Raw genomic sequence first — 22,573 nt, 5'->3', positions numbered from 1 at the left:
CTGTCGGCCCAAACTGTAGACCATTCAGGTGTTGGATTGCAGGAGCTGCCGAGAAAACAACGTATCCATCGACAACCGACCCGGCCCCATGAACACCAGCGGCAGCAGCATGGCGATGTAGATCACGGGCATTTTGAAGTTGCCAAAACCGTCGTTGGTGAGCGCGTAGCCCTTGAGCAATTCACTCAGGCTGGACCACGACTCGGGCCAGTGCACGCTGAGCATGGCCACAACGGTGAGTACGATCAGTGAGGCCGAGAAAAAGCGCGTGCCCAATCCGATGACCAAGGCGATGGCCCCCACAACTTCAAAGCCTGTGGCCAAGGCCCAATTGAGGTCAGCGGGGATCAGCTTGAAAGGCCAAGGAAATTGATCTTGGATGTCGGCAAACCAGTTGCTGCCGTGCAGCTTTTCAAAACCAGCTTCGCCAAATTCCCAAGCCAGCAGCAATCTCAAGCTGAGCAGGCCGATCCAAAGACCGAGCAAATCGAGTGCATGGATACCGCGACGGGCGAGTTGGGGGGTGTTGTTCATGTGCATGTGCCCAATAAGACGCCTTGCTCGCGCAGGCTGATGAGGAGTTGTTGTCCGAAGCCTTGCAAGGCTTGCGGGTCGGGGTGGTTCATGTCGGTGGCGAGTTGAGCAAAGGCTTGTTGGCCGCTCAGGCCTTGGTCCAGCAAGCCCAGCACATGGGCCGTGACGGCATTGATTTCGGTAAATTGCACATCGAGCTGCGCATCGCGAAACACCACCAAAAATGTGGGCTCTGCTTGGCGCGGCTGCCAGTCGGGGCCAATGCGGTGCACGGGCCAGGGACTGACCACATCCACCCGTGCAGGGTTGAGGCACACGCTTGCCCGCATCATGTCGCCCTGCGGGTCGTGCGGGGGGGGCGTAACGTCCATCACATCCACCGCCAGTTCGGCCCATTCGTAACGCGCCAAATCGGCCAGCCAGACTGGCAAGGGCTGGGCGATGTGGTGCTCACTCAGGTAGCGCACAAACTCGCGCGGGATCTCGCGAAACCAAGGCGTGTGCGAAGGCCAGTCGCGGTAAAAAGTGCGGCACAGCCTGCGCCAACGGGCCTCGCCCAGCAGTTGTCGGCTGACCGGAAAGCAGCTGTCCAGAAAACCACAAACGTTGTTGAACAACAAATCGTTGTACACGCCCATGCGTCGCTTGGGCACGCCCGGTGGGCGGCGTGTGTGGTGTGGGTCGCGCAGGTGCGCGGCCATCTGGTGCTGGAATTCTTGGAAGGCCAGCATCACGCCACCTGCCTGATGAGGGATTGGGTTTGGGCACCCCATTGCGCAACAGCTTGCGCGCCGAAGGCCTGGTGCTGCAAGTGCGCGATGTGCGCCACCTCTTGCACCAGGGTGGGCAGATCGGGGATGTTGAAGTCGCGCTCTAAGCAGGTAGGCACCGAATGGCCCATGCGCTGGTAAGCGGCTTGCAGCAGTTGCCAGACCGGATCGATTACCTCGCTGCCATGGGTGTCAATGACCAGGCCGTCTTCTTCGACATAGTGTCCGGCCACATGCACATAGCAGGTGCGCTCCAGCGGCAGCTGCGCCAGATAGGCGTGTGGGTCAAAGCCAAAATTTCGGCTGTTGACATAGATGTTGTTCACATCCAGGTGCAGCAGGCAATCGGCCCGCTCGACCACGGCCCGCACAAATTCGGGTTCGTTCATTTCAGCACCCGGGGGCGCGATGTAGGTGGAGGCGTTTTCCACACCGATGCGCATGCCCAGAATGTCTTGTGCGCGGGCAATTCGCTCGGCGGTGTAGCGCACAGCCTCTTCGGTTTGGGGAATGGGCAGCAAGTCATACAGGTGGCTGTCGTCAGCGCACCAGGACAGGTGTTCGGTAAAGAGGGTGATGCCGTGCGTGCGCATGAAGTCTCGGGTGCGGCGCAGCAAGGTTTCATCGAGTGCCCCAGGTCCGCCCAATGACAGCGACAGGCCGTGACACACAAAGGGGTAGCGTTCGGTAAAGGCACGCAGCGTGTGCGCAGAACGACCGCCCATACCGGCCCAGTTTTCTGGGGCGATTTCGAAAAATCCGATCTCGGGCGGCACGGCTTGCTGCAATGCCGGGATCAACTCACGGCGAAAGCCCAGACCGGCTGGATTGAAAGTTGTAAGCACCATGTTCATCGTCTTGTATCGGTGTGGCGTCAGCGAACGCCAAGCACACCGTGGTGTGCACAGCATCCGCTGACTGCTTCAGTCTTGAATCAAGATTTTTTGGCGCCGCAAGAGGCGTCTTTTTTCTTGTCGCCACCGCAAGAGGCTTCTTTGGCTTTCTTGTCGGCGCCGCACTTGCCCTCGCCACACTTGCCATCTTTGGCCTTGGTGGCTTTCTTGTCGCCGCCGCACTTGCCTTCGCCGCACTTGCCGTCTTTGGCCTTGGTGTCGGCTTGGGCCACTTGGTAGCCAGCGTCCAGGGTCTTAGCGGCAAAGGGGTTGCCAGCAGCGTGTGCGGGCAGCAAGGTGGCTGCGGCAAAGGCTGAGCCCAAAGCGATGGTGATGAAGTGTTGCTTGTTCATGAAATGCTCCTGAAAGTTTGAAGTGAGGTTGTTGACCGCTTTGAGCTGTACCGCGTGGCACTTGTTCATCGCTGTCATGGTGTAATCCGCGCCGGAACATTCAAAAGTTACGAAAAATGCACGCCATTTGTTTCATTTTGTATCTGTAACTTTTCCACCCCTTTGGACGAACTGACTTGAGCGAAAGCCTGCAAACCCAAGAAGCCGAACTGCACGCCGCATGGATGCAATCCCTGCAAGGCGATCACGCCAGTTACCAACGTGCCCTCGGCCTCATGAGTGGTCATGTGCGGCGCTTTCTGCAAAAACGGATGCAATCCCAACTCAGCGATGTCGAGGACCTTGTGCAAGAAACCCTGATGGCGATCCACCAAAAGCGCCACACCTACCAAAGCGACCAGCCTTTGACAGCCTGGATGTACGCGATTGCGCGCTACAAATGGGTGGATCATTTGCGCGCACATGGTCGCCGCGAGGGGCTGCACGACGACATCGACGACTGGTCTGAGACCTTGGCGGTGGACAGTGAAGAAGAAGCCAGCGATGCGCACAAGGACTTGGAGGTCGTGTTGGCAGACTTGCCGCTGCGCCAACGCGAGGCCATCGAGCACACGCGCTTGATGGGTTTGTCAATTACCGAAACCGCCGAGCGGACCGGGCAAAGCGAAGCTTCGGTCAAAGTGAACATCCACCGGGGCCTGAAAACCTTGATGGCCAAATGGGGAGCCAAAGCATGAAAACCAATGACCTGATTGCCTTGCTGGCCACCGACACACTGCAGCCGCAAAAACCTGTACGTCAGCAGCTGCTGCGCCAACTGCTGTTGGGTGCGCTGGTCTGTGGCGTGTTGTTGTTGGCCGTGTTTGGCCTGAACCCACAGATGGATCAAATGGCGGTGCATCCGGCCTTCATCACCAAAATGCTGTGGCTCACGGCCTTGATGGGTTTCAGCTTGTACGGCCTGTTTCGCTTGGCCAGACCCGGGGTGGGCGCAGGTCACACCCTCGTGGGTCTGGGCTTGGCTTTGCTGGCCATGGGCAGCCTGGGTGTCATGCAGTGGCTGCAAGCCGATGCGGGCGCACGCTCGGCGCAGTGGATGGGCGGCTCTTGGGAAGTGTGCTCGGTGAACATCGTGGCGCTGTCTTTGCCCGTGCTGGGCGCTTTGCTGTGGGCCTTGCGCCAACTGGCCCCAACGCGCCCCGCCTTGACGGGCGCGGTGGCTGGCATGCTGGCGGGCAGCTTGGCCGCCAGCATCTATTCACTGCATTGCACCGAAACCAGCCTGACGTTTTTTGCTGTCTGGTACGCCGGTGGCATCGCCTTGGTGTCGGGTGTGGGCGCGGTGTTGGGTTCTCGAATGCTGCGTTGGTGAGATGACATCGCGGCGCGGCGCCGTCTTTAAACCGCGCCCGCCAAAGGCAAATTGAGCAACAGGTTTTGCGGCTTGAGTTTGAGCAAGCCCTGCTCGTTCATGGCCAGCCCCAGATACACCGGTTTACCCTGCACATCGGCACGCATGTCTTGCGGGTTGTCAAAACGCAATTTGAACAGGCTGATGAGTTGCTGCTGGCGCTTGGCGTCCAGCTCGGTGCCTTGGTACAGGTCGTTGAGCAAAGCGGTCGCGGTCACGTCCAGCCCCACATGCCAACGCCAAGCCGGGTCGTCGACTTTTTGGACCGGCTCGATGCTGACGGCCACGCCCAAAAAGTGCTGCACCCAACGGGCCAACACCACCGACAAAGCCTTGAGTCCAGAGCGGGCATTGACCATGCTCAAAATCAAACCGTGCGGCAATTCGTTTTGGAGTTCGTGCGTCATGTCGAGCAAGAACGCATAACGGCCCAGGCCCTCACGCTGCGCAAAATAGCGCTCGGCGTTGTCCTGGTGCAGCACCTTCACATCGACCGCCTTGAGCGTGGCGCCACCTTCCATCAAGAGGCGGCCCATCTCGCCCAAACCGCCTGTGGATTTGAGGCTGTCGAGTGTCTCGCTGTCGCCCGACAGCACGCGGCCGCCTTCGATGGTGATGCGTTGGCGGCGAAACAGCAGTTCAGCGGCACGCCAGACCCAAGCGTCCTGCACATCGGCCAGCACATTGCACACGATGGCCTGCACCACCAGGTCAATGAAGAGCGGAGGCAGTTGGATGTTGCCGCTTTGCTGCCAGGCCATGCAGGCCGACTCCAGCGAGCCCGCAGCTTCCACCTCGTCACGGAACCGCAAAAACAGTTTGTAATTTTCACGGACATCGTCGTCCTTGAAATGTTTGTAGTCTGCAGGGGTGACCTGCATGTTGGGCGCATCGGTCAAGGCGGCATGCAAACGCTTTTCGGCCTTGCACGATTCAGGCACCAAGGCCAACTCCGGGCGCTGCAGCCACAGCCGCCAATAGTCGGGCGTGGGGCACATCCAGCCCCGCGCGTTGCGGGTCAGATGTTGGTGACCGCAGGCGGTCCAGAAATTGTGCATGGTGTTCAGAGGTTGGGGGCCAACAAGCGCTGCAAGTCTTTGACTTCCACCCCGCTGCGTTGCGCGAGGTTTTGAACCTGGTCCTCACCCACCTTGCCCACGTTGAAATACTGCGCCTCGGGGTGCGCGATGTAGAAACCGCTCACGCTGGCCGCAGGCGTCATGGCCAAACTCTCGGTCAGGCCCATGCCGATGTCTTGGCATTGCAGCAAGTCGAACATCGCTTGTTTAGCGCTGTGGTCGGGGCAAGCCGGGTAACCGGGTGCGGGGCGGATGCCTTGGTATTTTTCGGCAATCAACTCTTGGTTGTTCAGTGCCTCGCCCGCGGCGTAACCCCACAGGTCGGTACGCACTTTTTTGTGGAGGCACTCGGCCAGTGCTTCGGCCAATCGGTCGGCCAGTGACTTGAGCATGATGGCGCTGTAGTCGTCGTGCGCGGCTTCAAAGGCGGCGGCGCGTTTGTCGGCACCGATGCCTGCCGTGACGGCGAACACGCCCACATGGTCTGGCGCGGCGCCTGCGGGCGCGACGAAGTCGGCCAAGCAGCGGCTGGGGCGCATCACGCCTTCAATGCGATGTTTTTCAGTCTGCTGACGCAGGCCGCACCAAGTCATGGCGACTTGATTGCGGGACTCGTCGGTGTAGAGCGCAATGTCGTCGTCATTCACGCTGTTGGCGGGGTACAGGCCCAGCACCGCGTTGGCCGTGACCCAGCGGCCGTCGATGATTTTTTGCAGCATGGCTTGGCCGTCTGCATAGACCTTGCGGGCCTGCTCGCCCACCACTTCGTCATCGAGGATCGCGGGGAAAGGCCCGGCCAAGTCCCAGGTCTGAAAGAAGGGGCCCCAGTCGATGTACTGCGCGATCTCGGCCAGGTCGTAGTTTTTGAAGACACGGCGGCCAATGAACTTGGGCGCGGCGGGCACGCCTTGCGACCAGTCGATCGGCGTCTTGTTGGCGCGGGCCTGCGCCAGCGTCCACATGGGCGTTTGTTTTTTGTTGGCGTGCTGCTCGCGCACCTTGTCGTAGTCGGTGTTCAAGTCGGCGATGAATTTGGCCGCTTGCTCAGACAGCAAACCCTGCGCCACGCCCACGCTGCGCGAGGCATCGGGCACATAGACCACCGGGCCGGAGTAGTTGGGCGCGATCTTGACGGCGGTGTGCACGCGGCTGCAGGTGGCGCCGCCAATCAGCAGCGGCATTTGGCGCTCGCGGAAGTACGGGTCTTTTTCCATCTCGGCCGCCACGTACTGCATCTCTTCGAGGCTGGGCGTGATCAGGCCCGACAGGCCAATGATGTCGGCGTTTTCTTCTTTGGCTTTGGCCAAAATTTCATGGCAGGGCACCATCACGCCCATGTTGACCACCTCAAAGTTGTTGCACTGCAAGACCACCGTGACGATGTTCTTGCCGATGTCGTGCACATCGCCCTTGACGGTGGCGATCACGATCTTGCCCTTGGCTTTGACGTCGTGGCCAGCGGCTTCTTGCGCCAGCTTTTCGGCCTCGATGTAGGGCAACAAATGCGCCACGGCCTGCTTCATCACGCGGGCGCTCTTGACCACCTGCGGCAAAAACATCTTGCCCTGGCCAAACAGGTCACCGACCACGTTCATGCCGTCCATCAGCGGGCCTTCGATCACATGCAGCGGGCGTCCGCCTTTGGCCAGAATCTCTTGGTAGGCCTCTTCGGTGTCGTCGCTGATGAAGTCGGTGATGCCATGCACCAGCGAGTGGCTCAAGCGCTGCGCCACGCTCACAGGCGCATCGGGCGTGCCGCGCCAAGCCAACTTGGTGCTCTCGTCTTTGGCCGCGCCTTTTGCGCTGTCAGCCACTTCGACCAAACGCTCGCCCGCATCGGGGCGGCGGTTCAGCACCACGTCTTCCACCCGTTCGCGCAGCGTGGGCTCCAAGTCGTCGTACACGCCGACCATGCCCGCATTCACGATGCCCATGTCCATGCCGGCTTTGATCGCGTGGTACAGGAACACGGTGTGGATCGCCTCGCGCACCGGGTCGTTGCCCCGGAAGCTGAACGACACGTTCGACACGCCGCCCGAGACTTTGGCACCCGGCAGGTTCTGCTTGATCCAGCGCGTGGCTTCGATGAAGTCCACCGCGTAGTTGTTGTGCTCTTCGATGCCGGTGGCGATCGCAAAAATGTTCGGATCAAAAATGATGTCTTCGGGCGGGAAGCCCACCTCGTCCACCAGCACACGGTAAGCGCGCTCGCAAATCTCGATCTTGCGTTCGTAGGTGTCGGCCTGGCCTTTTTCATCAAACGCCATCACCACGGCGGCAGCGCCGTAGCGCTTGACCAGCTTGGCTTGGCGCTTGAACTCGTCAAGACCTTCTTTCATGCTGATCGAATTGACGATGCCCTTGCCCTGGATGCAGCGCAAACCGGCTTCGATCACCGTCCACTTGCTCGAATCCACCATCACCGGCACGCGGGCGATGTCGGGCTCGCCCGCCATCAGGTTCAAAAACCGCACCATGGCCGCCTGGCTGTCGAGCATGGCTTCGTCCATGTTCACGTCGATCACCTGTGCACCGTTTTCGACCTGCTGACGCGCCACGGCCAAAGCCTGCTCATACTCGCCGTTCAAAATCATGCGGGCAAAGGCCTTGGAGCCGGTCACGTTGGTGCGCTCGCCCACGTTGACAAACAGCGAACCCTCGCCGATGGAGACTGGCTCCAGACCGGACAACTTCATGGGGGGGACAGACACGATGGAAGACGCGACAACAGACACAGGCTCACCTTGGGCTTACAGGTGAGCGTCGTTGTGCAAAACAATCAGGAATTGAAGGCCCCAAGCCTGACCTGCGGCGCCTTAACGGCGGCGGGCTGCAACGCTCCTTGGGAAGGTGAGGATTTTAACCGGAGGGCTGAAAGGGAAGATCGACCCCCTCTTTGCACCAAGATGACAGGTTGGCCGGTTTGAAAACCGCACAATGAGACCATCCCTTGTAAAACGCACATGACCCTCATACCCAATTCATTCGACCCCCTCCAAGGTGCCTCCAACTTCCGCGACGTCGGCGGTTACCTGACCGCTGACGGGCAACGCGTGCGGCGTGGTCGGGTGTTCCGCTCGGACCATCTGGCGGGGCTGACCGACAGTGATGTGGCCCGCCTGCAAGCACTGGGCGTGCGCCACAGCCTGGACTTTCGGGGCGTGGCCGAATACACCGCCACGCCTTACGCCATTGCAGGCATCGAACGCGTGGCCCTGACGATTGAGCCCACGGTGATCGCGCGCATGCAGGCGCTGGTGGCGCAAGGCATTGTGCCCAGCACAGAAGAGACAGTGGAGCTGATGCGCGAGACCTACCGCGACTTTGTGAACCACAACGCGGACACTTTCGGCCGTTTTTTGAAGCATTTGCTCGATGAGCCCACACCGCAGGTGTTTCACTGCACCGCCGGCAAAGACCGCACGGGTTTTGCGGCAGCGCTGCTGTTGTCAGCGCTGGGGGTGGACCGGGCCACCATCGAGCACGACTACCTGCTCACCAACCAACTGTACAAACGTGACGCCCGCCTGGAAGGCAAAGGCCCAGCCCATGTGATGAAGGTGCTGTGGCAGGTGCAGCCCGAGTTTTTGCATGCCGCTTTTGAAGCGGTGGATGCACAGCATGGCGGCATGGCCCACTATTTGAACGGGGCCATTGGCCTGAGCCCGCAAGAGCTGGCAGAGCTCAAGCGGATGCTGCTGGAAGCCTGATCAGGCCGCTTCTTTGTAGAAGAAGCCGCCGTGCACACCGCGCGGAGCCAGCGGAGCCACGGCACGGCTGATCGCGCCGATGTGATCTGGCGTGGTGCCGCAGCAACCACCCACGATATTGACCAAGCCTTCGGCAGCAAATTCGTGGATCAGGCGGCTGGTGACTTCGGGCGTTTCGTCAAAACCGGTGTCGCTCATGGGGTTGGGCAGCCCGGCGTTGGGGTAGCAGCTGATGAAGGTGTCGCCAGCAACCTTGTTGAGCTCTTGAATGTAGGGGCGCATCAGCGTGGCACCCAGGGCGCAGTTCAGGCCAATGGCCAGGGGCTGCGCGTGGCGCACGCTGTGCCAAAAGGCGGTGACGGTCTGGCCACTCAAAATGCGGCCCGAAGCATCGGTGACGGTGCCGCTGATGATGAGGGGCAGGCGCTGGCCACTGGCTTCAAAGAATTCTTCGATGGCAAACAGCGCGGCCTTGGCGTTGAGCGTGTCAAAAATCGTTTCGACCAGCAGCACATCGGAGCCGCCTTCGACCAGGGCTTCGACCTGCTCGTAATACGCGGCGCGCAGCTCTTCAAAGGTCACGTTGCGGGCACCAGCGTCGTTCACGTCGGGGCTGATGCTGGCGGTCTTGGGTGTGGGGCCGAGGGCACCGACCACAAAGCGGGGCTTGTCGGGGGTGGAGAACTTGTCGCAGGCAGCGCGGGCCAATTTGGCGGACTGCAAGTTCATCTCGCGGGCCAGGTCCTGCATGTCGTAGTCGGCCTGGGCCACGGTGGTCGCGCCAAAGGTGTTGGTCTCGATCAGGTCGGCACCAGCGGCCAGATAGCCCTCGTGGATGTCGCGGATCACGTCGGGGCGGGTCAGGCTCAACAACTCATTGTTGCCCTTGACGTCTTTGGGGAAGTCTTTGAAACGCTCGCCCCGGTAGTCGGCTTCGGTCAGCTTAAAGCGCTGGATCATGGTGCCCATGGCCCCGTCGAGGATGGCGATGCGGGTTTTCAGGATCTCGGGCAGCGCCTGGGCGCGGGTGTAAACAGGGGTCTTCATGGCCCCTATTGTAAAAGTGCGGGATTCAAGCCTTTTGAAATCGATCAAACCCCGACGCCCTGAGCTGGCACGCCGGGCACTGGCCGCAGCCATAGCCCCAGTCGTGGCGTTGCGTGCGCTCACCCAGGTAACAGGTGTGGCTGTGCTCCACGATCAAGTCCACCAGCGCTGGCCCGCCTTGCGCAGGGTCGGCCTTTTGGCCCAGGTCGTGCGCCAATTGCCAGGTCTGCGCCTTGTCGATCCACATGAGCGGGGTTTCGATCAACAGCTTGCGGTCCATGCCCAGCGACAGGGCGACCTGCATGGCTTTCATGGTGTCGTCGCGGCAATCGGGATAGCCCGAAAAATCGGTCTCGCACACGCCGGTGACGATGACTTGCAAGCCCCGGCGATAAGCCAGCGCCGCCGCCAGCGTGAGGAACAGCAGGTTGCGCCCGGGCACAAAGGTGTTGGGCAGGCCCGAACTTTCCATCTCGATGGCGGTGTCGCGGGTCAGGGACGTTTCGCTGATTTGGCCCAGGATGCCAGCGTCCAGCAAATGGTCCTCGCCCATTTTGGGGGCCCATTGCGGAAAGCGCGCCTTGATCGCAGCCAGCACGTTCAACCGGGCGTCCAGCTCGACTTTGTGGCGCTGGCCATAGTCAAAAGCCAGGGTTTCGACACGTTCATAACGTGACAAAGCGTGGGCCAGGCAGGTGGTGGAGTCCTGACCACCAGAAAACAGGACGAGGGCTGAGGTGTGCATGGGGTGGGATGGTAACGCTGCAATGGTCTTGAGTGGGTGGGTGAGGGCGGGCAGAGGGTGACGATTTTGGCGTACCCCCGCCGCATGAAGAACCCTGTGCCCACCCTCACTCACCCACACCACACCCGCAAAAACTCAAGCGCCAGACCCAAAACCCAAGCCATCAATAGCGGACAATCAAGCCTTCAAAAAACCGTCCAACCCCAGTGTCCCCCCACCTCCCCATCCTGCGCGAAGTTTTTGGCTACGACGCCTTTCGCGGCCCGCAGCAAGCCATCATCGACCATGTGGCGGCTGGGGGTGATGCTCTGGTGCTCATGCCCACGGGCGGGGGCAAATCGCTGTGTTATCAGATTCCGGCGATTGCGCGCCAGCGTGCTGGGCACGGCATCACGGTAGTGGTCTCGCCCCTGATCGCGCTGATGCACGACCAAGTGGGTGCACTGCACGAAGCGGGCGTGAGCGCCGCCTTTTTGAACTCCACCCTCACCAGCGACGAAGCCAGCGACATCGAGCGTCGGCTGATGCGCGGCGAGATCACGCTGCTGTATGCCGCGCCTGAACGCGTGACCAACGGTCGGTTTTTGGCGCAGATGGATTCGCTGCTCGAACGCGGGCTGCTGAGCCTGTTTGCGATCGACGAAGCGCATTGCGTGAGCCAATGGGGCCACGACTTCCGGCCCGAGTACCGCGGCCTGTCGGTGCTGCACGAGCGCTACCCCAGCGTGCCACGTGTGGCGCTCACGGCAACAGCCGATGCGCTGACGCGTGCCGACATCGTGGAACGCCTGCAGCTGGAAAGCGCCGAGCTGTTCATCAGCAGCTTTGACCGGCCCAACATCCGCTACACCATCGTTGAGAAAAAAGACGCCAGTACCCAGCTGCTGCGCTTCATTGAGCGGGAACACCCCGAAGAAGCGGGCGTGGTCTATTGCCAGTCGCGCAAGCGGGTCGAAGAGATCGCGGCCATGTTGTGCGAAGCGGGCATCCACGCGCTGCCCTACCACGCGGGCCTGGATGCAGGCATGCGCCAGCGACACCAAAACGAGTTTCTGCGTGAAGAAGGCGTGGTGATGGTCGCCACCGTGGCCTTTGGCATGGGCATCGACAAGCCCGATGTGCGCTTTGTGGCGCACCTGGACATGCCCAAGAACATCGAAGGCTACTACCAAGAGACGGGCCGCGCCGGGCGAGATGGCATGGCTTCAGACGCCTGGATGGCCTATGGCCTGCAAGACGTGGTCAACCAGCGCCGGATGATCGACGAAAGCCCGGCCGAAGAAGAATTCAAGCAGGTCATGCGCGGCAAGCTCGATGCATTGCTGGGCTTGGCCGAGGCGACCGACTGCCGCCGCGTGCGCTTGTTGAGCTACTTTGGCGAAACCTACAAAGGGCAGAACGACAGCTCAGCTGGCGTGTATATGCCGTTTTGCGGCAATTGCGACAACTGCCTGAACCCACCTGAAGTCTGGGACGGCACCGATGCGGCACGCAAACTGCTGTCCACCGTGTACCGCACGCAGCAAAGCAGTGGACACAACTTTGGCGCGGGCCACACCATGGACATCGTGCGCGGCAAGAAGACCGAGAAAGTGGCGCAACGCGGCCACGAAAGCATCAGTACCTTTGGCTTGGGTGCCAACTACAGCGAGCAGCAACTGCGCGCCGTGATGCGCCAGCTGATCGCGATTGGCGCGCTGCATGTGCACACCGAAGACGGCTTTAGCACCCTGCACCTGACCGAGGCATCACGCGCCGTGCTCAAAGGCGAGGTGCCGGTGCAGCTGCGCGAAAGCACCAGCCAGCGCGCCGACAAAAAGAGCCGCACACGCAGTGCACCTGGCCCAGCAGCCGCCAACTTGGGCCAGGACGCGATGGTGCGCTACATCAACCTCAAAACTTGGCGCGCCGAAGTGGCCAAAGAGCACAACCTGCCCGCGTATGTGATCTTCCACGACGCCACGCTGGCCGCGATTGCTGAAAGCGCCCCGCAAAGTCTGAGTGACCTGCAAGGCATCAGCGGGCTGGGCGTGAAAAAGTTAGAAGCCTATGGCGAGCAAGTGCTGCGGGTGTGCAACGGGGCAACTTGATCAGGCGTCGACCTGAATCGCCCCGCGCCGAATCTGATCACGCTCCAGGCTTTCAAACAACGCCTTGAAGTTGCCTTCGCCAAAGCCTTCGTCGGCTTTGCGCTGGATGAACTCGAAGAACACCGGCCCCAGCAGCGTCTGGCTGAAGATTTGCAGCAGCAAGCGCTTTTCGCCATTGGCCGTCGACCCGTCCATCAAGATGCCGCGCGCCTGCAACTCGGGCACGGGCTCGCCGTGGCCCTTGAGGCGCTCTTCGAGCATCTCGTAATAGATGTCGTTGGGCGCGGTCATGAGGGGGATGCCCGCCATCTGCAAGGCATCCACGCTCTTCAAGATGTCATCGGTGAGCAGCGCGATGTGCTGGATGCCTTCGCCGTTGAACTGCATCAGAAACTCTTCGATCTGGCCACCGGTCTTGCCCGACTCTTCGTTGAGTGGGATGCGGATCATGCCATCGGGCGCGGTCATGGCTCGGCTGGTCAGGCCCGTGTGTGTGCCTTGGATGTCGAAGTAGCGGATCTCACGAAAGTTGAAGATCTTCTCGTAAAAACCACCCCAAAACGCCATGCGGCCTTTGTAGACGTTGTGCGTCAGGTGGTCGATGAGCTTGAAGCCGTGGCCCGGTGGGTGGCGGTCTACGCCCTCAATGAATTCAAAGTCGATGTCATAAATGCTTTTGCCGTCTTCAAAACGGTCAATCAAATACAAAGGCGCACCGCCAATGCCCTTGATGGCGGGCAAGCGCAGCTCCATCGGTCCGGTGGGAACTTCCACCGGTTGCGCACCCATCTCCAATGCGCGTTCATAGGCTTTGTGCGAATCCTTCACCCGAAAAGCCAAGGCGCAGGCACAAGGGCCGTGCTCGGCGGCAAAGTAACCGGCCAGGCTTTTGGGCTCGCGGTTGACGATGAAGTTGATGTCGCCCTGGCGGTAAAGCACCACGTCTTTGGAGCGGTGTTTGGCCACCAGCGTGAAGCCCATTTTTTCAAACAAGGGCTCCAGGGTGTTGGCAACAGGGGATGCGAACTCGACGAACTCAAAGCCGCACAGGCCCATGGGGTTGTCAAACAGATCGGTCATAAAAATCTCCAGCATTGAACCGGGCCGCGCTGCTGGGTGAGCGGGGCCCGACTTGAAATCGGTCAAACAAAAAGGGGGAGGATGCTTAAGAAGCCTGCGGCGGCGCGCAGGGCTTGCCTCGCGTGCTGCGCGCGAGGTGGATACCGAAAATCAAGACCTGGATGGACATGGGGTCGATGGTCGTCGCTGGCGCTCAGTGTGTCAAGCGCTAAAACCCTGCCCGCGTGTGCCTGCAATGGCTGGGTCCATGCAACCTTGAACCAAAGCGATCAAGCGACCGCTTGGATGCTGCGCAAGTGGGCAATTTCTGCCGCACTCATGCCCAACCCTTGCAGCAGCTCGTTGGTGTTTTCACCTTGCGTGGGGGGCTGACGGCGAACGCCCAAGCGTTGCCCATCCATGGTGAAAGGAAACAGCGCAGCCCGCGCAGTCTGGCCCGCCTTGGGGCCATCGCTCAGTCGCACATCGGCCAAACCGCCAGTGGCATTGAGGTGCGGGTCGTCAAACAACTCTTCAGGCTTGACGATGGGCGCAAAGGGCAGACCTGCTTTTTCAAAAATGGCCGTCAGCTCGGCGGCGGTAAAGGCCTCTAAGCGGCTGCGCAACTCGGGCATCATCACATCGCGCTGCGATACGCGAGCATTGTTGTCGCTGTAACGCGGGTCAGCCTTGAGATCGGCAAAACCCAGCACATCACAGAAAACAGCCCACTGTGCGTCACTCACTGCTGCCAAGAAAATTTGCTCGCCGTTTTTCACAGTGAACACGTCGTACACACCCCAGGCCGAGATGCGGTTGGGCATGGGCTCGGCCGCTTTGCCCGTGATGGCGTACTGCAGCATGTGCTGGCCCACCAAGAACACATTGTTCTCAAACAAGGCCGACTGGATCTCTTGCCCGCGCCCGGTGATGCCGCGCTGGATCAGCGCACCCAGCACGCCAATCGCACCAAACATGCCGCCCATGATGTCGTTCACGCTGGTGCCTGCACGCAAAGGGTCGCCCGGACGCCCCGTCATGTAGGCCAGACCCCCCATCATTTGCACGACTTCGTCAAGCGCAGTGCGGTGGTCATACGGACCGGGCAAAAAGCCTTTCAGGCTGGCGTAAATCTGCTTGGGGTGCTTAGCAGACAAGCTGGCGTAGTCCAAGCCGTACTTGGCCATGGAGCCGGGCTTGAAGTTCTCGGCCACCACGTCGGCCGTGGCGCACAGGCGTCGCGCCACCTCGGCGCCTTCGGGTGACTGCAGGTTGAGTTTTATGCTCTTTTTGTTGCGATTGAACATCGGGAAAAAACCCGCGCCCGAACCCAGCAGGTGCCGAGTTCGGTCGCCCTCGATGGGCTCGACCTTGATGACTTCGGCCCCCATGTCGGCCAGCACCATGCCGCAGGTGGGGCCCATGACCATGTGGGTGAACTCGACGACGCGCAGGCCTTCGAGCGGGAGTTTTCGGGCGGGGGCGTTCATGCGCAAACTCAGCGGTAAAACGCTTCGACTTTGCCCTTGAGCTTGATCAGCAGGGGTTGGCCCTTGCGGTCCAAAGTTTTGCCAGCGGGCACGCGCACCCAGCCTTCGCTGATGCAGTATTCCTCGACATCGTTGCGGTCCTTGCCGTTGAAGCGGATGCCGATGTCGTGCTCGAACACGGCGCGCACATGGTGCGGGCTGCGAGCGTCGATGGACAAACGGTCTGGCAATTCGGGGCGAGTCGTTGCTTCTGGGGCGGTATCGGTCATGACATTGGACTTTTAAAAGCTACCGAATCTATACCAAAACCCAAGCGTTTTTTGAGTTTTTGCCCGCTTACGTAGCAAACATCAACCTCAATGGATGAATTTGATCTTCACACACAACTGGTATCCGACGCCCCACACCGATTTGATGGCAGGCTCATCGCCCTCAGCCTGAACACTTTTGAATTTTTTGCGCAAACGGGCGATCAATTCTTCCAAGGCATGCTTGCTCATCGGGGCATCATCGTCCTCTTCTGCAAACAAATCACACAGCACACCGGACTCCAGCGTGTTGTCCTTGGCCTGAACAAGGGCCAGCAGAATCGTTTTTTCTTTGCTGGTCAACCGCAGTTTCTGCTCAGGTTCTGGTCCCAGCAATGTGCGATCACGCAAACTCAAAGACCATTCATTCTCCGCTTGCGTCTGCTTCAGACGTCGCCCCAAACTCAACAGAACCAAAACCAGTTCATCCGGTGACACGGGCTTGGTCAGGTAAATGTCTGCGCCGCCTTGCTTGTACCCCGCAATCCGATCATTCAGAGCGACCCGGGCGGTCATGATCACGATGCCGGCATCGGGTCGGGACTGCCGGACTCGGCGGCACAGGCTCAGGCCATTTTCACCGGGTAGGTTCAGGTCAATCAAGTAAAGATCAAAGGCAATGCGGGCACTCAAATCGTCCAAGCCCGATGCGCTGTTGGCCGAGTAGACGTCGAATCCGTTCGCCCGCAAATGAACTTCGATTTCTTCACGCAGCAAGCGGTCGTCCTCGACCAAAGCCAGAACCAAGGGCCAAGGTGCGTCTCGGGTGTCGCGGTGCAATGGGCTCAACGGGGGAATCTCACTTCAAAGACCACTTCTTGGTCGATTTTTTGGTACTTCACTTGAGCCCCCATCTTTTGAGCCGCCGAACTCACCAGACTCAAACCAATGCCCATGCCCGGGCTGTTCTGGAAGCTGGGGTGGCGGTAATAACGTTCAAACAAACGGGCTTCATCGGGGTGATTCTCTGCTGCCACGCGGTTGCTGATGCGGAAAGAGGTCACGCTGTTTGTTTCGTCTCGAATGGATATCTTGATTTTGCCCTCAGCCGCATATTTGACGGCATTGCTCACCAGGTTTTCAATGATCAAGGCCAAAAAGTGGGGGGCCGCTCGAAACGCCACACCCTCCTGAATGTCGAGCTCAAAACTATCCGGCTCACGGTACTCTTGCATCACCACGCTCATCAGTTCGATGGCCGACACGTTCTCCTCCGATCCTTGTGCGTCCATGCGTTCAATTTTGTTAGACAAGGCTACATGCTCAATCATCGCGTCCATGCGTTCCACGGAGGTATTGATGTGCAGAACTCTTTCAGCAGATTCGCCCTGCGCCATGGCCATTCTTTTGAGCGAAGCCATCGCAAATTTGATGGTGCTCAAAGGCGTTTTCAATTCATGCGTCAGCATGTCAATCAAATCACGACGCTCCTTCAAACCTTCTTCGTAGACTTTCGACTCTGCGGCCTGAATCTGCAATGCTTGAAGCTCCAAAATTTTCTTCCGGTTGCGGCTGATTTTTTCGGTGGCGACCAACCAAAACACAACAATGCCAATTGCGACTCCATTGAACCGCAAGTCACCGCTGGACTGTGCAAAGTCATACGGGTCTCGCCAGTCTGGGTTACCAACACTGTAGGGGTATCCCATCACAATAATGAGCAGAAAAAACATCCATCCAGTCGTGAAGATCCACCTGCCAGGCATAGGCTCACGGATCGTCCGAGCCCCCCAAATTTGGATAAAGGGGCTGATAAAACCGACGCCATAGTTGAACAGGCCAGCTTCTGTTTCATAGCCTGAGAAAACAAGCAGTAGATTAAGGCCACAAAGCGCAAGAACAACTGCAACCCATTTGTTGTAGGCGTCGCTGGGTTTGTAGGCATAAACCACCACCCACGCCAACAGGACGAGCATCGCCATCCGCATGACCAAAGCAAAGCCAGCCACGGCATTGGGTTGAACAGCCGCCATAGGCGCCCAAACTTGGGGCAATACGCCAGAAAAAGCGCAAATCGCCACCACCACTGCCGATTGAAAACCTAAAAAAACCAACAACACCCGAGATCGCTCAAAGAAGAAAAACACCACCGAGAGAATCAGCAAAGCGATCGAAAGATTCAACGCGGTATTGACGCTTTTAACGGCTGAAATCGTCGTCTTCAGCACATCATCCGCCGTCATCACTTCAGTTCTCACAATGCGAACGGCGGTCGTTTCCACTTTCAAATACGCAAAATTGTCATCGGCGTTCGAAGCGCTGAATGCAAAACAGTGCTGGAGTTCAATGCAAAATTTTTTCTTTTGCATTTGCATTTCACCCCCCACCTGTTGGGTCCAATGGCCTTCATCTTTTTGGTGGAAGACCAAGGTGTCCAAAGAATATGGCTCCACCCTCAACACCAAAGGTGATGCTTTCTCAGCCCATTTGTTCGGCTGGGTATCTTTCAGTCGAATGCGTATCCATGTTTCACCCCCGATGAACCCCAAGCGCAATTGACCCCGATAAGTCTTGAATGTCTGAGCTTGCGCGCTTTCGAAGGTGTGCTGATGTTGCTCGTCGTGGAAATACGCTGTTTCGAGCTCGTAGCGATCCTGCCCTGCGTGCAAGGAGAGTTGAATAAATAACAACAGCAGAAGGCAACACAAGCGTTTCATAGATGCTTTGCATCATAGAAGTTTGACATGGCATAAACCGCCTCTATGTCAATTCAAGCCAAATGCCGCATTGAAAGTGAGAGCAACTGTGAGCATTTGCAGCCGAGCAACAACGAATGCCCGATGGACTGTGAGCATCTGTGTGTTTTCATGATTTTTGATGTGGGTTCACACGAGGGCGACTGTTAGATTTCAATCCGTCTTCTTCACTCATATTTTGGAGTCCACACCATGTCTTCACTGAAACAGCTTGAGCAGCAAAAAGCCGAGCTCGATCTGAAAATTACACAGTCATTGGAAATCTTGAAAAAGATGGACCTTGATTTGGAGCAAGCACGATTGCGCCAACAAGCCGTAGACCAAGGCACTGCTCAGATCATGGCTGTCATGGAAAAATACAATCTGACACAAGAGGATATTTTTCCGGGCAGCATTCCCAAGATTGGAACAGTCAAGCCCAAAGAGTCGCAAACTCTTGCGGAAATGCGCCAATATTTCAACCGACGCTGAGTGCACTGCGAGGTCATTGAAAGAGTCTTGTCGTGCTTTTCGACTGGCGCGCTGCAGGTCTACAGCGCAAAGAAACAGAGAAAGTGCTCGTATTCGCCACGCCACTGCACATGATGGCAAAATGCCCGGTCTTCGAGGCCTGACAGGTGTGTCAGGCACGCGCACTCTGACCGTCGGCTTCTGTCTACCCCCTCATGATCTCTTCCCCTGCCGGTACGCTCGGCATCGATTTCGGCACGTCCAACTCGGCCATGGCTTGGCTGGGCGCACAAGGCAGCGCCCACCTGATCCCCCTCGAGCATGAGGCCATGGCCATGCCCACTGCCGTCTTCTACAACCTCGAAGACAACCGCACCCATTTCGGTCGAGACGCGCTCAGACATTACTTGGAAGGCACCGAAGGCCGCTTGATGCGCTCGCTCAAAAGCCTGCTGGGCAGCCCCTTGCTGCTGGAGACGACGCAGATCGGCCACCAGCAGATCAGCTTTCAAGACATCATTGCCACCTTTTTGGCCACCCTGCGCGAACGCGCGACGCAAAGCCTGGGCAAGGCCCCACGCCGTGTGGTGATGGGTCGTCCGGTGCACTTTGTGGACGACGATCCCGAAAGGGATGCGCAAGCGGAGACATCACTGCGACAAGCCGTGCAGTCGGTGGGATTTGATGAAGTGTCTTTTCAACTGGAGCCCATTGCTGCCGCACTCGATTACGAACAGCGTCTGACAAAGGAAAGTACCGTGCTGGTCGTTGACCTCGGGGGCGGCACTTCGGACTTTACGGTGGTGCGCCTAGGGCCTGAACGCATGCAGCACAAAGACCGCAGTGCGGACATCTTGGCCACGACGGGCGTGCACATTGGTGGTACTGACTACGACCGGCAACTCAATCTGGCACAAGTCATGCCGCTGTTGGGCTACAAGCACATCGGTCCCGAACACCGCGAAGTGCCCAGCCGGGTGTTTTTTGACCTGGCCACTTGGCACCTGATTCACTGGCAATACCAACCCAAAGCCATCGCCCACGCTAAAACGCTGCGCAGCAACTACCGCGAGACGCAGCTGCACGAACGGCTGATGCGGGTACTCACCGAGCGACATGGTCACCTGATGGCGCACGAAGTAGAGCAAGCCAAAATCCGCTGCTCGGTGAATAAATGCGATACGGGCATTGACTTGTCGGTGATCGAACGCGATTTGCAAGCCAGATTGGGCGTGCCCGACATGCAAGCGCATTTGCACGATTTGTTGAGCCGCACCTTGGCGTGCGCACGCGAGTGCGTGCAACGTGCCAACTTGACCGATGCGTCACTCGACGCGATTTACCTCACGGGCGGCTCATCAGCCCTGAGCACGTTCCAGCAAGCACTTCAGGCCGAATTTGCAGGTGTGAAACTGGTCGAAGGCGATTTATTTGGCGGTGTCGCGCTGGGCCTGGCCTACAGCCGATGAACCCATGAAAAAAGCCACCCAGGTAGAACCTGAATGGCTTTTTGTCTGGCGCCATGTCGGCACTGTGCTCAGCGGCTCAGCGATTCAAACCGCTGAGCCAAATCACATCAGGCCTTCACCGAAGACAACGCGGCATTGAAGGTGGCACTGGGGCGCATGATCGTGGCCAACTTGGCTTGGTCAGGCATGTAATAGCCGCCAATGTCGACAGGCTTGCCCTGCACGGCGTTGAGCTCGTCCACGATCTTCTTTTCACCGTCGGTCAAGGCTTTGGCCAAAGGTGCGAACTGGGCCGCCAGCGCTGCGTCCTCTGTTTGGGCGGCCAATTCTTGAGCCCAATACATGGCCAAGTAGAACTGGCTGCCGCGATTGTCCAACTGACCCGTCTTGGGAGAAGGGTTCTTGTTGTTGTCGAGCAACTTGCCTGTCGCGGCGTCCAAAGTTTTGGCCAAGACCCCGGCTTTTTTGTTGCCTGTCTTCAGGCCCAAGTCTTCGAAAGACACGGCCAAAGCCAAGAACTCGCCCAAAGAATCCCAGCGCAAGTGGTTTTCTTCCACCAGTTGCTGCACATGCTTGGGGGCGGAGCCGCCTGCACCGGTTTCGTACATGCCGCCGCCTGCCATCAAAGGCACGATGGAGAGCATCTTGGCCGAGGTGCCCAACTCCATGATGGGGAACAAATCGGTCAGGTAGTCGCGCAAGATGTTGCCGGTCGCGCTGATGGTGTCCAAACCGCGCACCACGCGCTCCAAGGTGTAACGCATCGCACGCACTTGGCTCATGATCTGGATTTCCAGGCCGGCCGTGTTGTGCTCATGCAGGTACATCTTGACCTTGGTGATCAATTGGGCTTCGTGTGGACGGTACTGGTCGAGCCAGAACACCACAGGCATGCCGGAGTTGCGGGCACGTGTCACCGCCAGCTTGACCCAGTCACGGATCGCAGCGTCTTTGACTTGGCACATGCGCCAGATGTCACCAGCTTCCACGTTTTCAGACAAGAGCACTTCGCCCGTGTTGATGTCGGTGATGTTGGCCACGCCGTCTTCCGAGATCTCGAAAGTCTTGTCGTGTGAGCCGTATTCTTCGGCTTGCTGGGCCATCAAGCCCACGTTGGGCACTGTGCCCATGGTCTTGGGGTCGAACGCACCATGCCATTTGCAGAAGTTGATCATCTCCTGGTAAATACGGGCAAATGTCGACTCGGGCATCACGGCCTTGACGTCTTTCAGGCGGCCGTCAGCCCCCCACATCTTGCCGCCGTTGCGGATCATGGCGGGCATGGACGCGTCCACGATCACGTCGTTGGGCGAATGGAAGTTGGTGATGCCCTTGGCCGAGTCCACCATGGCCAGCTCAGGGCGGCCTTCGTGGCAAGCGTGCAGGTCGCGCTTGATCTCGTCTTGCTTTGACTGAGGCAATGCGGTGATCTTGCTGTACAGATCGGCCATGCCGTTGTTCACGTTCACACCCAACTCTTCGAACAGTTTGGCATGCTTGGCAAAAGCGTCTTTGTAGAAGATCTTCACGCAGTGCCCGAAAACGATCGGGTGAGACACCTTCATCATGGTGGCCTTGACGTGCAGCGAGAACATCACACCGGTTTTGTGGGCGTCTTCAATTTCTTTTTCATAGAACTCGAGCAAGGCTTTCTTGCTCATGAACATGCTGTCGATGACTTCACGGTCGAGCAGAGAAACTTTGGGCTTGAGGATGATGGTCTTGCCGCTCTTGGTGATCAGCTCCATCTTCACGTCACGGGGGCGGTCCAAGGTCATGGACTTTTCGCCGTGGTAGAAATCGCCAGCGTGCATGTGCGAGACGTGTGAACGCGAGGCTTGGCTCCACTCGGCCATGCTGTGGGGGTTCTTGCGGGCGAATTCTTTGACGGCGCGAGGGGCACGGCGGTCGGAGTTGCCTTCGCGCAAAACAGGGTTCACGGCCGAGCCGGTGCACTTGTTGTAGCGGGCCTTCAAGGCCTTTTCTTCGTCGGTTTTGGCGTTTTCTGGGTAATCAGGCAAGGCATAGCCTTTACCCTGCAACTCTTTGATGGCGGCGGTCAACTGGCCCACGGAGGCACTGATGTTGGGCAGCTTGATGATGTTGGCGGATGGGTTCAGCGTCAGTTTGCCCAGCTCGGCCAGGTTGTTAGGCACGCGTTGCTCGGCTGGCAACATGTCCGAAAACTCACCCAAAATACGGGCCGCCACCGAGATGTCGCTTTCAGCCACTTCGATGCCTGCGGGAGCCGCAAAAGTCCGAATGATGGGCAAAAACGATGCCGTGGCCAACAAGGGGGCCTCGTCTGTCAGGGTGTAAATGATCTTGGATTTGTCTGCAACCATAGGTACTTTCTTTTCTCGTTATCAAGATGTGTCTCAACGAACACGGCGTTCGGCGGTACGTCGAACGGATTCAGAAAAACCGCCCTTATAAGGTGGTTCAGCCCGTGACTTTATCTCAAAAGAC

Annotated in this window: 20 protein-coding genes and 1 riboswitch; of the genes, 6 read left to right on the top strand and 14 right to left on the bottom strand. The window is 58.7% G+C overall.

Going from position 1 to position 22,573, the window contains the following annotated elements:
• Positions 1-24: 24 nt before the first annotated feature.
• The 4 genes from SWE17_RS02945 to SWE17_RS02930 form a co-directional block, all read right to left on the bottom strand.
• The gene (locus SWE17_RS02945; protein ID WP_322991635.1) at positions 25-534 is read right to left on the bottom strand and encodes a DoxX family protein; all 510 of its coding nucleotides are present in this window, start codon (positions 532-534) and stop codon (positions 25-27) included.
• Positions 531-1,265 (bottom strand): DNA-binding domain-containing protein, encoded by a 735-nt coding sequence (locus SWE17_RS02940; protein WP_322991634.1) that lies wholly within the window; start codon positions 1,263-1,265, stop codon positions 531-533. The genes SWE17_RS02945 and SWE17_RS02940 overlap by 4 nt, the downstream gene beginning before the upstream one ends.
• Positions 1,265-2,158: a DUF692 domain-containing protein gene (locus tag SWE17_RS02935; protein WP_322991633.1), complete on the bottom strand. Its 894-nt coding sequence runs from the start codon at positions 2,156-2,158 to the stop codon at positions 1,265-1,267. Before SWE17_RS02935 ends, SWE17_RS02940 begins: the two co-directional genes overlap by 1 nt.
• An 80-nt stretch (positions 2,159-2,238) precedes the next feature.
• The gene (locus SWE17_RS02930) at positions 2,239-2,550 is read right to left on the bottom strand and encodes a hypothetical protein (RefSeq protein WP_322991632.1); all 312 of its coding nucleotides are present in this window, start codon (positions 2,548-2,550) and stop codon (positions 2,239-2,241) included.
• A 176-nt stretch (positions 2,551-2,726) separates the two neighbouring features.
• Here SWE17_RS02930 and SWE17_RS02925 point away from each other — a divergent pair, with 176 nt between their 5' ends.
• Both SWE17_RS02925 and SWE17_RS02920 read left to right on the top strand, forming a co-directional pair.
• Complete coding sequence (locus SWE17_RS02925) at positions 2,727-3,287, top strand: sigma-70 family RNA polymerase sigma factor (protein WP_322991631.1); 561 nt, start codon at positions 2,727-2,729, stop codon at positions 3,285-3,287.
• Positions 3,284-3,922, top strand: coding sequence for a DUF1109 domain-containing protein (locus tag SWE17_RS02920; RefSeq protein ID WP_322991630.1), 639 nt, complete (start codon positions 3,284-3,286; stop codon positions 3,920-3,922). Before SWE17_RS02925 ends, SWE17_RS02920 begins: the two co-directional genes overlap by 4 nt.
• 26 nt (positions 3,923-3,948) lie before the next feature.
• Here SWE17_RS02920 and SWE17_RS02915 read toward each other — a convergent pair whose 3' ends face one another.
• Together SWE17_RS02915 and metH are read right to left on the bottom strand one after the other, a co-directional pair.
• Positions 3,949-5,019: a DUF6352 family protein gene (locus tag SWE17_RS02915; RefSeq protein ID WP_322991629.1), complete on the bottom strand. Its 1,071-nt coding sequence runs from the start codon at positions 5,017-5,019 to the stop codon at positions 3,949-3,951.
• 5 nt (positions 5,020-5,024) lie between these two features.
• Complete coding sequence (metH, locus tag SWE17_RS02910) at positions 5,025-7,736, bottom strand: methionine synthase (protein ID WP_322991628.1); 2,712 nt, start codon at positions 7,734-7,736, stop codon at positions 5,025-5,027.
• A 55-nt stretch (positions 7,737-7,791) separates the two neighbouring features.
• Positions 7,792-7,890: riboswitch (S-adenosyl-L-homocysteine riboswitch) on the bottom strand.
• Positions 7,891-8,003: 113 nt separating this feature from the next.
• On the opposite strand from metH, the gene SWE17_RS02905 reads away from it, so the two are divergent.
• Positions 8,004-8,750, top strand: a complete 747-nt coding sequence (locus tag SWE17_RS02905; RefSeq protein WP_322991627.1) for a tyrosine-protein phosphatase — start codon at positions 8,004-8,006, stop codon at positions 8,748-8,750.
• Here SWE17_RS02905 and SWE17_RS02900 read toward each other — a convergent pair whose 3' ends face one another.
• Entirely contained in the window at positions 8,751-9,797 is a 1,047-nt protein-coding gene (locus tag SWE17_RS02900) for a homocysteine S-methyltransferase family protein (protein WP_322991626.1), read from the bottom strand.
• 25 nt (positions 9,798-9,822) lie between these two features.
• Positions 9,823-10,542, bottom strand: a complete 720-nt coding sequence (gene queC / locus SWE17_RS02895; protein WP_322991625.1) for a 7-cyano-7-deazaguanine synthase QueC — start codon at positions 10,540-10,542, stop codon at positions 9,823-9,825.
• A gap of 206 nt (positions 10,543-10,748) precedes the next feature.
• On the opposite strand from queC, the gene recQ reads away from it, so the two are divergent.
• Positions 10,749-12,632: a DNA helicase RecQ gene (gene recQ, locus SWE17_RS02890; protein WP_322991624.1), complete on the top strand. Its 1,884-nt coding sequence runs from the start codon at positions 10,749-10,751 to the stop codon at positions 12,630-12,632.
• Here recQ and hppD read toward each other — a convergent pair whose 3' ends face one another.
• The 5 genes from hppD to SWE17_RS02865 all read right to left on the bottom strand — a co-directional run bounded on the left by hppD (position 12,633) and on the right by SWE17_RS02865 (position 18,146).
• Positions 12,633-13,712: a 4-hydroxyphenylpyruvate dioxygenase gene (gene hppD / locus SWE17_RS02885; RefSeq protein ID WP_322991623.1), complete on the bottom strand. Its 1,080-nt coding sequence runs from the start codon at positions 13,710-13,712 to the stop codon at positions 12,633-12,635.
• A 269-nt stretch (positions 13,713-13,981) separates the two neighbouring features.
• The gene (locus tag SWE17_RS02880; protein ID WP_322991622.1) at positions 13,982-15,181 is read right to left on the bottom strand and encodes a CaiB/BaiF CoA-transferase family protein; all 1,200 of its coding nucleotides are present in this window, start codon (positions 15,179-15,181) and stop codon (positions 13,982-13,984) included.
• 8 nt (positions 15,182-15,189) lie between these two features.
• Positions 15,190-15,450, bottom strand: a complete 261-nt coding sequence (locus tag SWE17_RS02875) for a DUF3297 family protein (protein WP_322991621.1) — start codon at positions 15,448-15,450, stop codon at positions 15,190-15,192.
• A gap of 87 nt (positions 15,451-15,537) precedes the next feature.
• Positions 15,538-16,278: a response regulator transcription factor gene (locus SWE17_RS02870; RefSeq protein ID WP_322991620.1), complete on the bottom strand. Its 741-nt coding sequence runs from the start codon at positions 16,276-16,278 to the stop codon at positions 15,538-15,540.
• Positions 16,275-18,146: an ATP-binding protein gene (locus SWE17_RS02865; RefSeq protein WP_322991619.1), complete on the bottom strand. Its 1,872-nt coding sequence runs from the start codon at positions 18,144-18,146 to the stop codon at positions 16,275-16,277. The genes SWE17_RS02870 and SWE17_RS02865 overlap by 4 nt, the downstream gene beginning before the upstream one ends.
• A 231-nt stretch (positions 18,147-18,377) precedes the next feature.
• Between SWE17_RS02865 and SWE17_RS02860 the strand changes: the two genes are divergently transcribed.
• Positions 18,378-18,656, top strand: coding sequence for a hypothetical protein (locus SWE17_RS02860; protein ID WP_322991618.1), 279 nt, complete (start codon positions 18,378-18,380; stop codon positions 18,654-18,656).
• 194 nt (positions 18,657-18,850) lie between these two features.
• Positions 18,851-20,104, top strand: a complete 1,254-nt coding sequence (locus tag SWE17_RS02855) for an Hsp70 family protein (protein ID WP_322991617.1) — start codon at positions 18,851-18,853, stop codon at positions 20,102-20,104.
• Between the two features lie 107 nt (positions 20,105-20,211).
• Here the strand turns inward: SWE17_RS02855 and SWE17_RS02850 are convergent, their stop codons facing one another.
• Positions 20,212-22,449, bottom strand: coding sequence for an NADP-dependent isocitrate dehydrogenase (locus SWE17_RS02850; RefSeq protein WP_322991616.1), 2,238 nt, complete (start codon positions 22,447-22,449; stop codon positions 20,212-20,214).
• Positions 22,450-22,573: the final 124 nt, after the last annotated feature.

The sequence above is a fragment of the Limnohabitans sp. genome (assembly GCF_034680285.1).
Lineage (GTDB): Bacteria > Pseudomonadota > Gammaproteobacteria > Burkholderiales > Burkholderiaceae_C > Limnohabitans_A.
This window is presented reverse-complemented; position numbering and strand designations above follow the sequence as displayed.

Excerpts from the sequence above, each read along its gene's own strand:
- SWE17_RS02945 (WP_322991635.1), bottom strand. The coding sequence starts at position 534 with ATGAACAACACCCCCCAACTCGCCCGTCGCGGTATCCATGCACTCGAT.
- SWE17_RS02940 (WP_322991634.1), bottom strand. The coding sequence starts at position 1,265 with ATGCTGGCCTTCCAAGAATTCCAGCACCAGATGGCCGCGCACCTGCGC.
- SWE17_RS02935 (WP_322991633.1), bottom strand. The coding sequence starts at position 2,158 with ATGAACATGGTGCTTACAACTTTCAATCCAGCCGGTCTGGGCTTTCGC.
- SWE17_RS02930 (WP_322991632.1), bottom strand. The coding sequence starts at position 2,550 with ATGAACAAGCAACACTTCATCACCATCGCTTTGGGCTCAGCCTTTGCC.
- SWE17_RS02920 (WP_322991630.1), top strand. The coding sequence starts at position 3,284 with ATGAAAACCAATGACCTGATTGCCTTGCTGGCCACCGACACACTGCAG.
- SWE17_RS02915 (WP_322991629.1), bottom strand. The coding sequence starts at position 5,019 with ATGCACAATTTCTGGACCGCCTGCGGTCACCAACATCTGACCCGCAAC.
- metH (WP_322991628.1), bottom strand. The coding sequence starts at position 7,736 with ATGAAGTTGTCCGGTCTGGAGCCAGTCTCCATCGGCGAGGGTTCGCTG.
- SWE17_RS02905 (WP_322991627.1), top strand. The coding sequence starts at position 8,004 with ATGACCCTCATACCCAATTCATTCGACCCCCTCCAAGGTGCCTCCAAC.
- SWE17_RS02900 (WP_322991626.1), bottom strand. The coding sequence starts at position 9,797 with ATGAAGACCCCTGTTTACACCCGCGCCCAGGCGCTGCCCGAGATCCTG.
- queC (WP_322991625.1), bottom strand. The coding sequence starts at position 10,542 with ATGCACACCTCAGCCCTCGTCCTGTTTTCTGGTGGTCAGGACTCCACC.
- hppD (WP_322991623.1), bottom strand. The coding sequence starts at position 13,712 with ATGACCGATCTGTTTGACAACCCCATGGGCCTGTGCGGCTTTGAGTTC.
- SWE17_RS02880 (WP_322991622.1), bottom strand. The coding sequence starts at position 15,181 with ATGAACGCCCCCGCCCGAAAACTCCCGCTCGAAGGCCTGCGCGTCGTC.
- SWE17_RS02875 (WP_322991621.1), bottom strand. The coding sequence starts at position 15,450 with ATGACCGATACCGCCCCAGAAGCAACGACTCGCCCCGAATTGCCAGAC.
- SWE17_RS02865 (WP_322991619.1), bottom strand. The coding sequence starts at position 18,146 with ATGAAACGCTTGTGTTGCCTTCTGCTGTTGTTATTTATTCAACTCTCC.
- SWE17_RS02860 (WP_322991618.1), top strand. The coding sequence starts at position 18,378 with ATGTCTTCACTGAAACAGCTTGAGCAGCAAAAAGCCGAGCTCGATCTG.
- SWE17_RS02855 (WP_322991617.1), top strand. The coding sequence starts at position 18,851 with ATGATCTCTTCCCCTGCCGGTACGCTCGGCATCGATTTCGGCACGTCC.
- SWE17_RS02850 (WP_322991616.1), bottom strand. The coding sequence starts at position 22,449 with ATGGTTGCAGACAAATCCAAGATCATTTACACCCTGACAGACGAGGCC.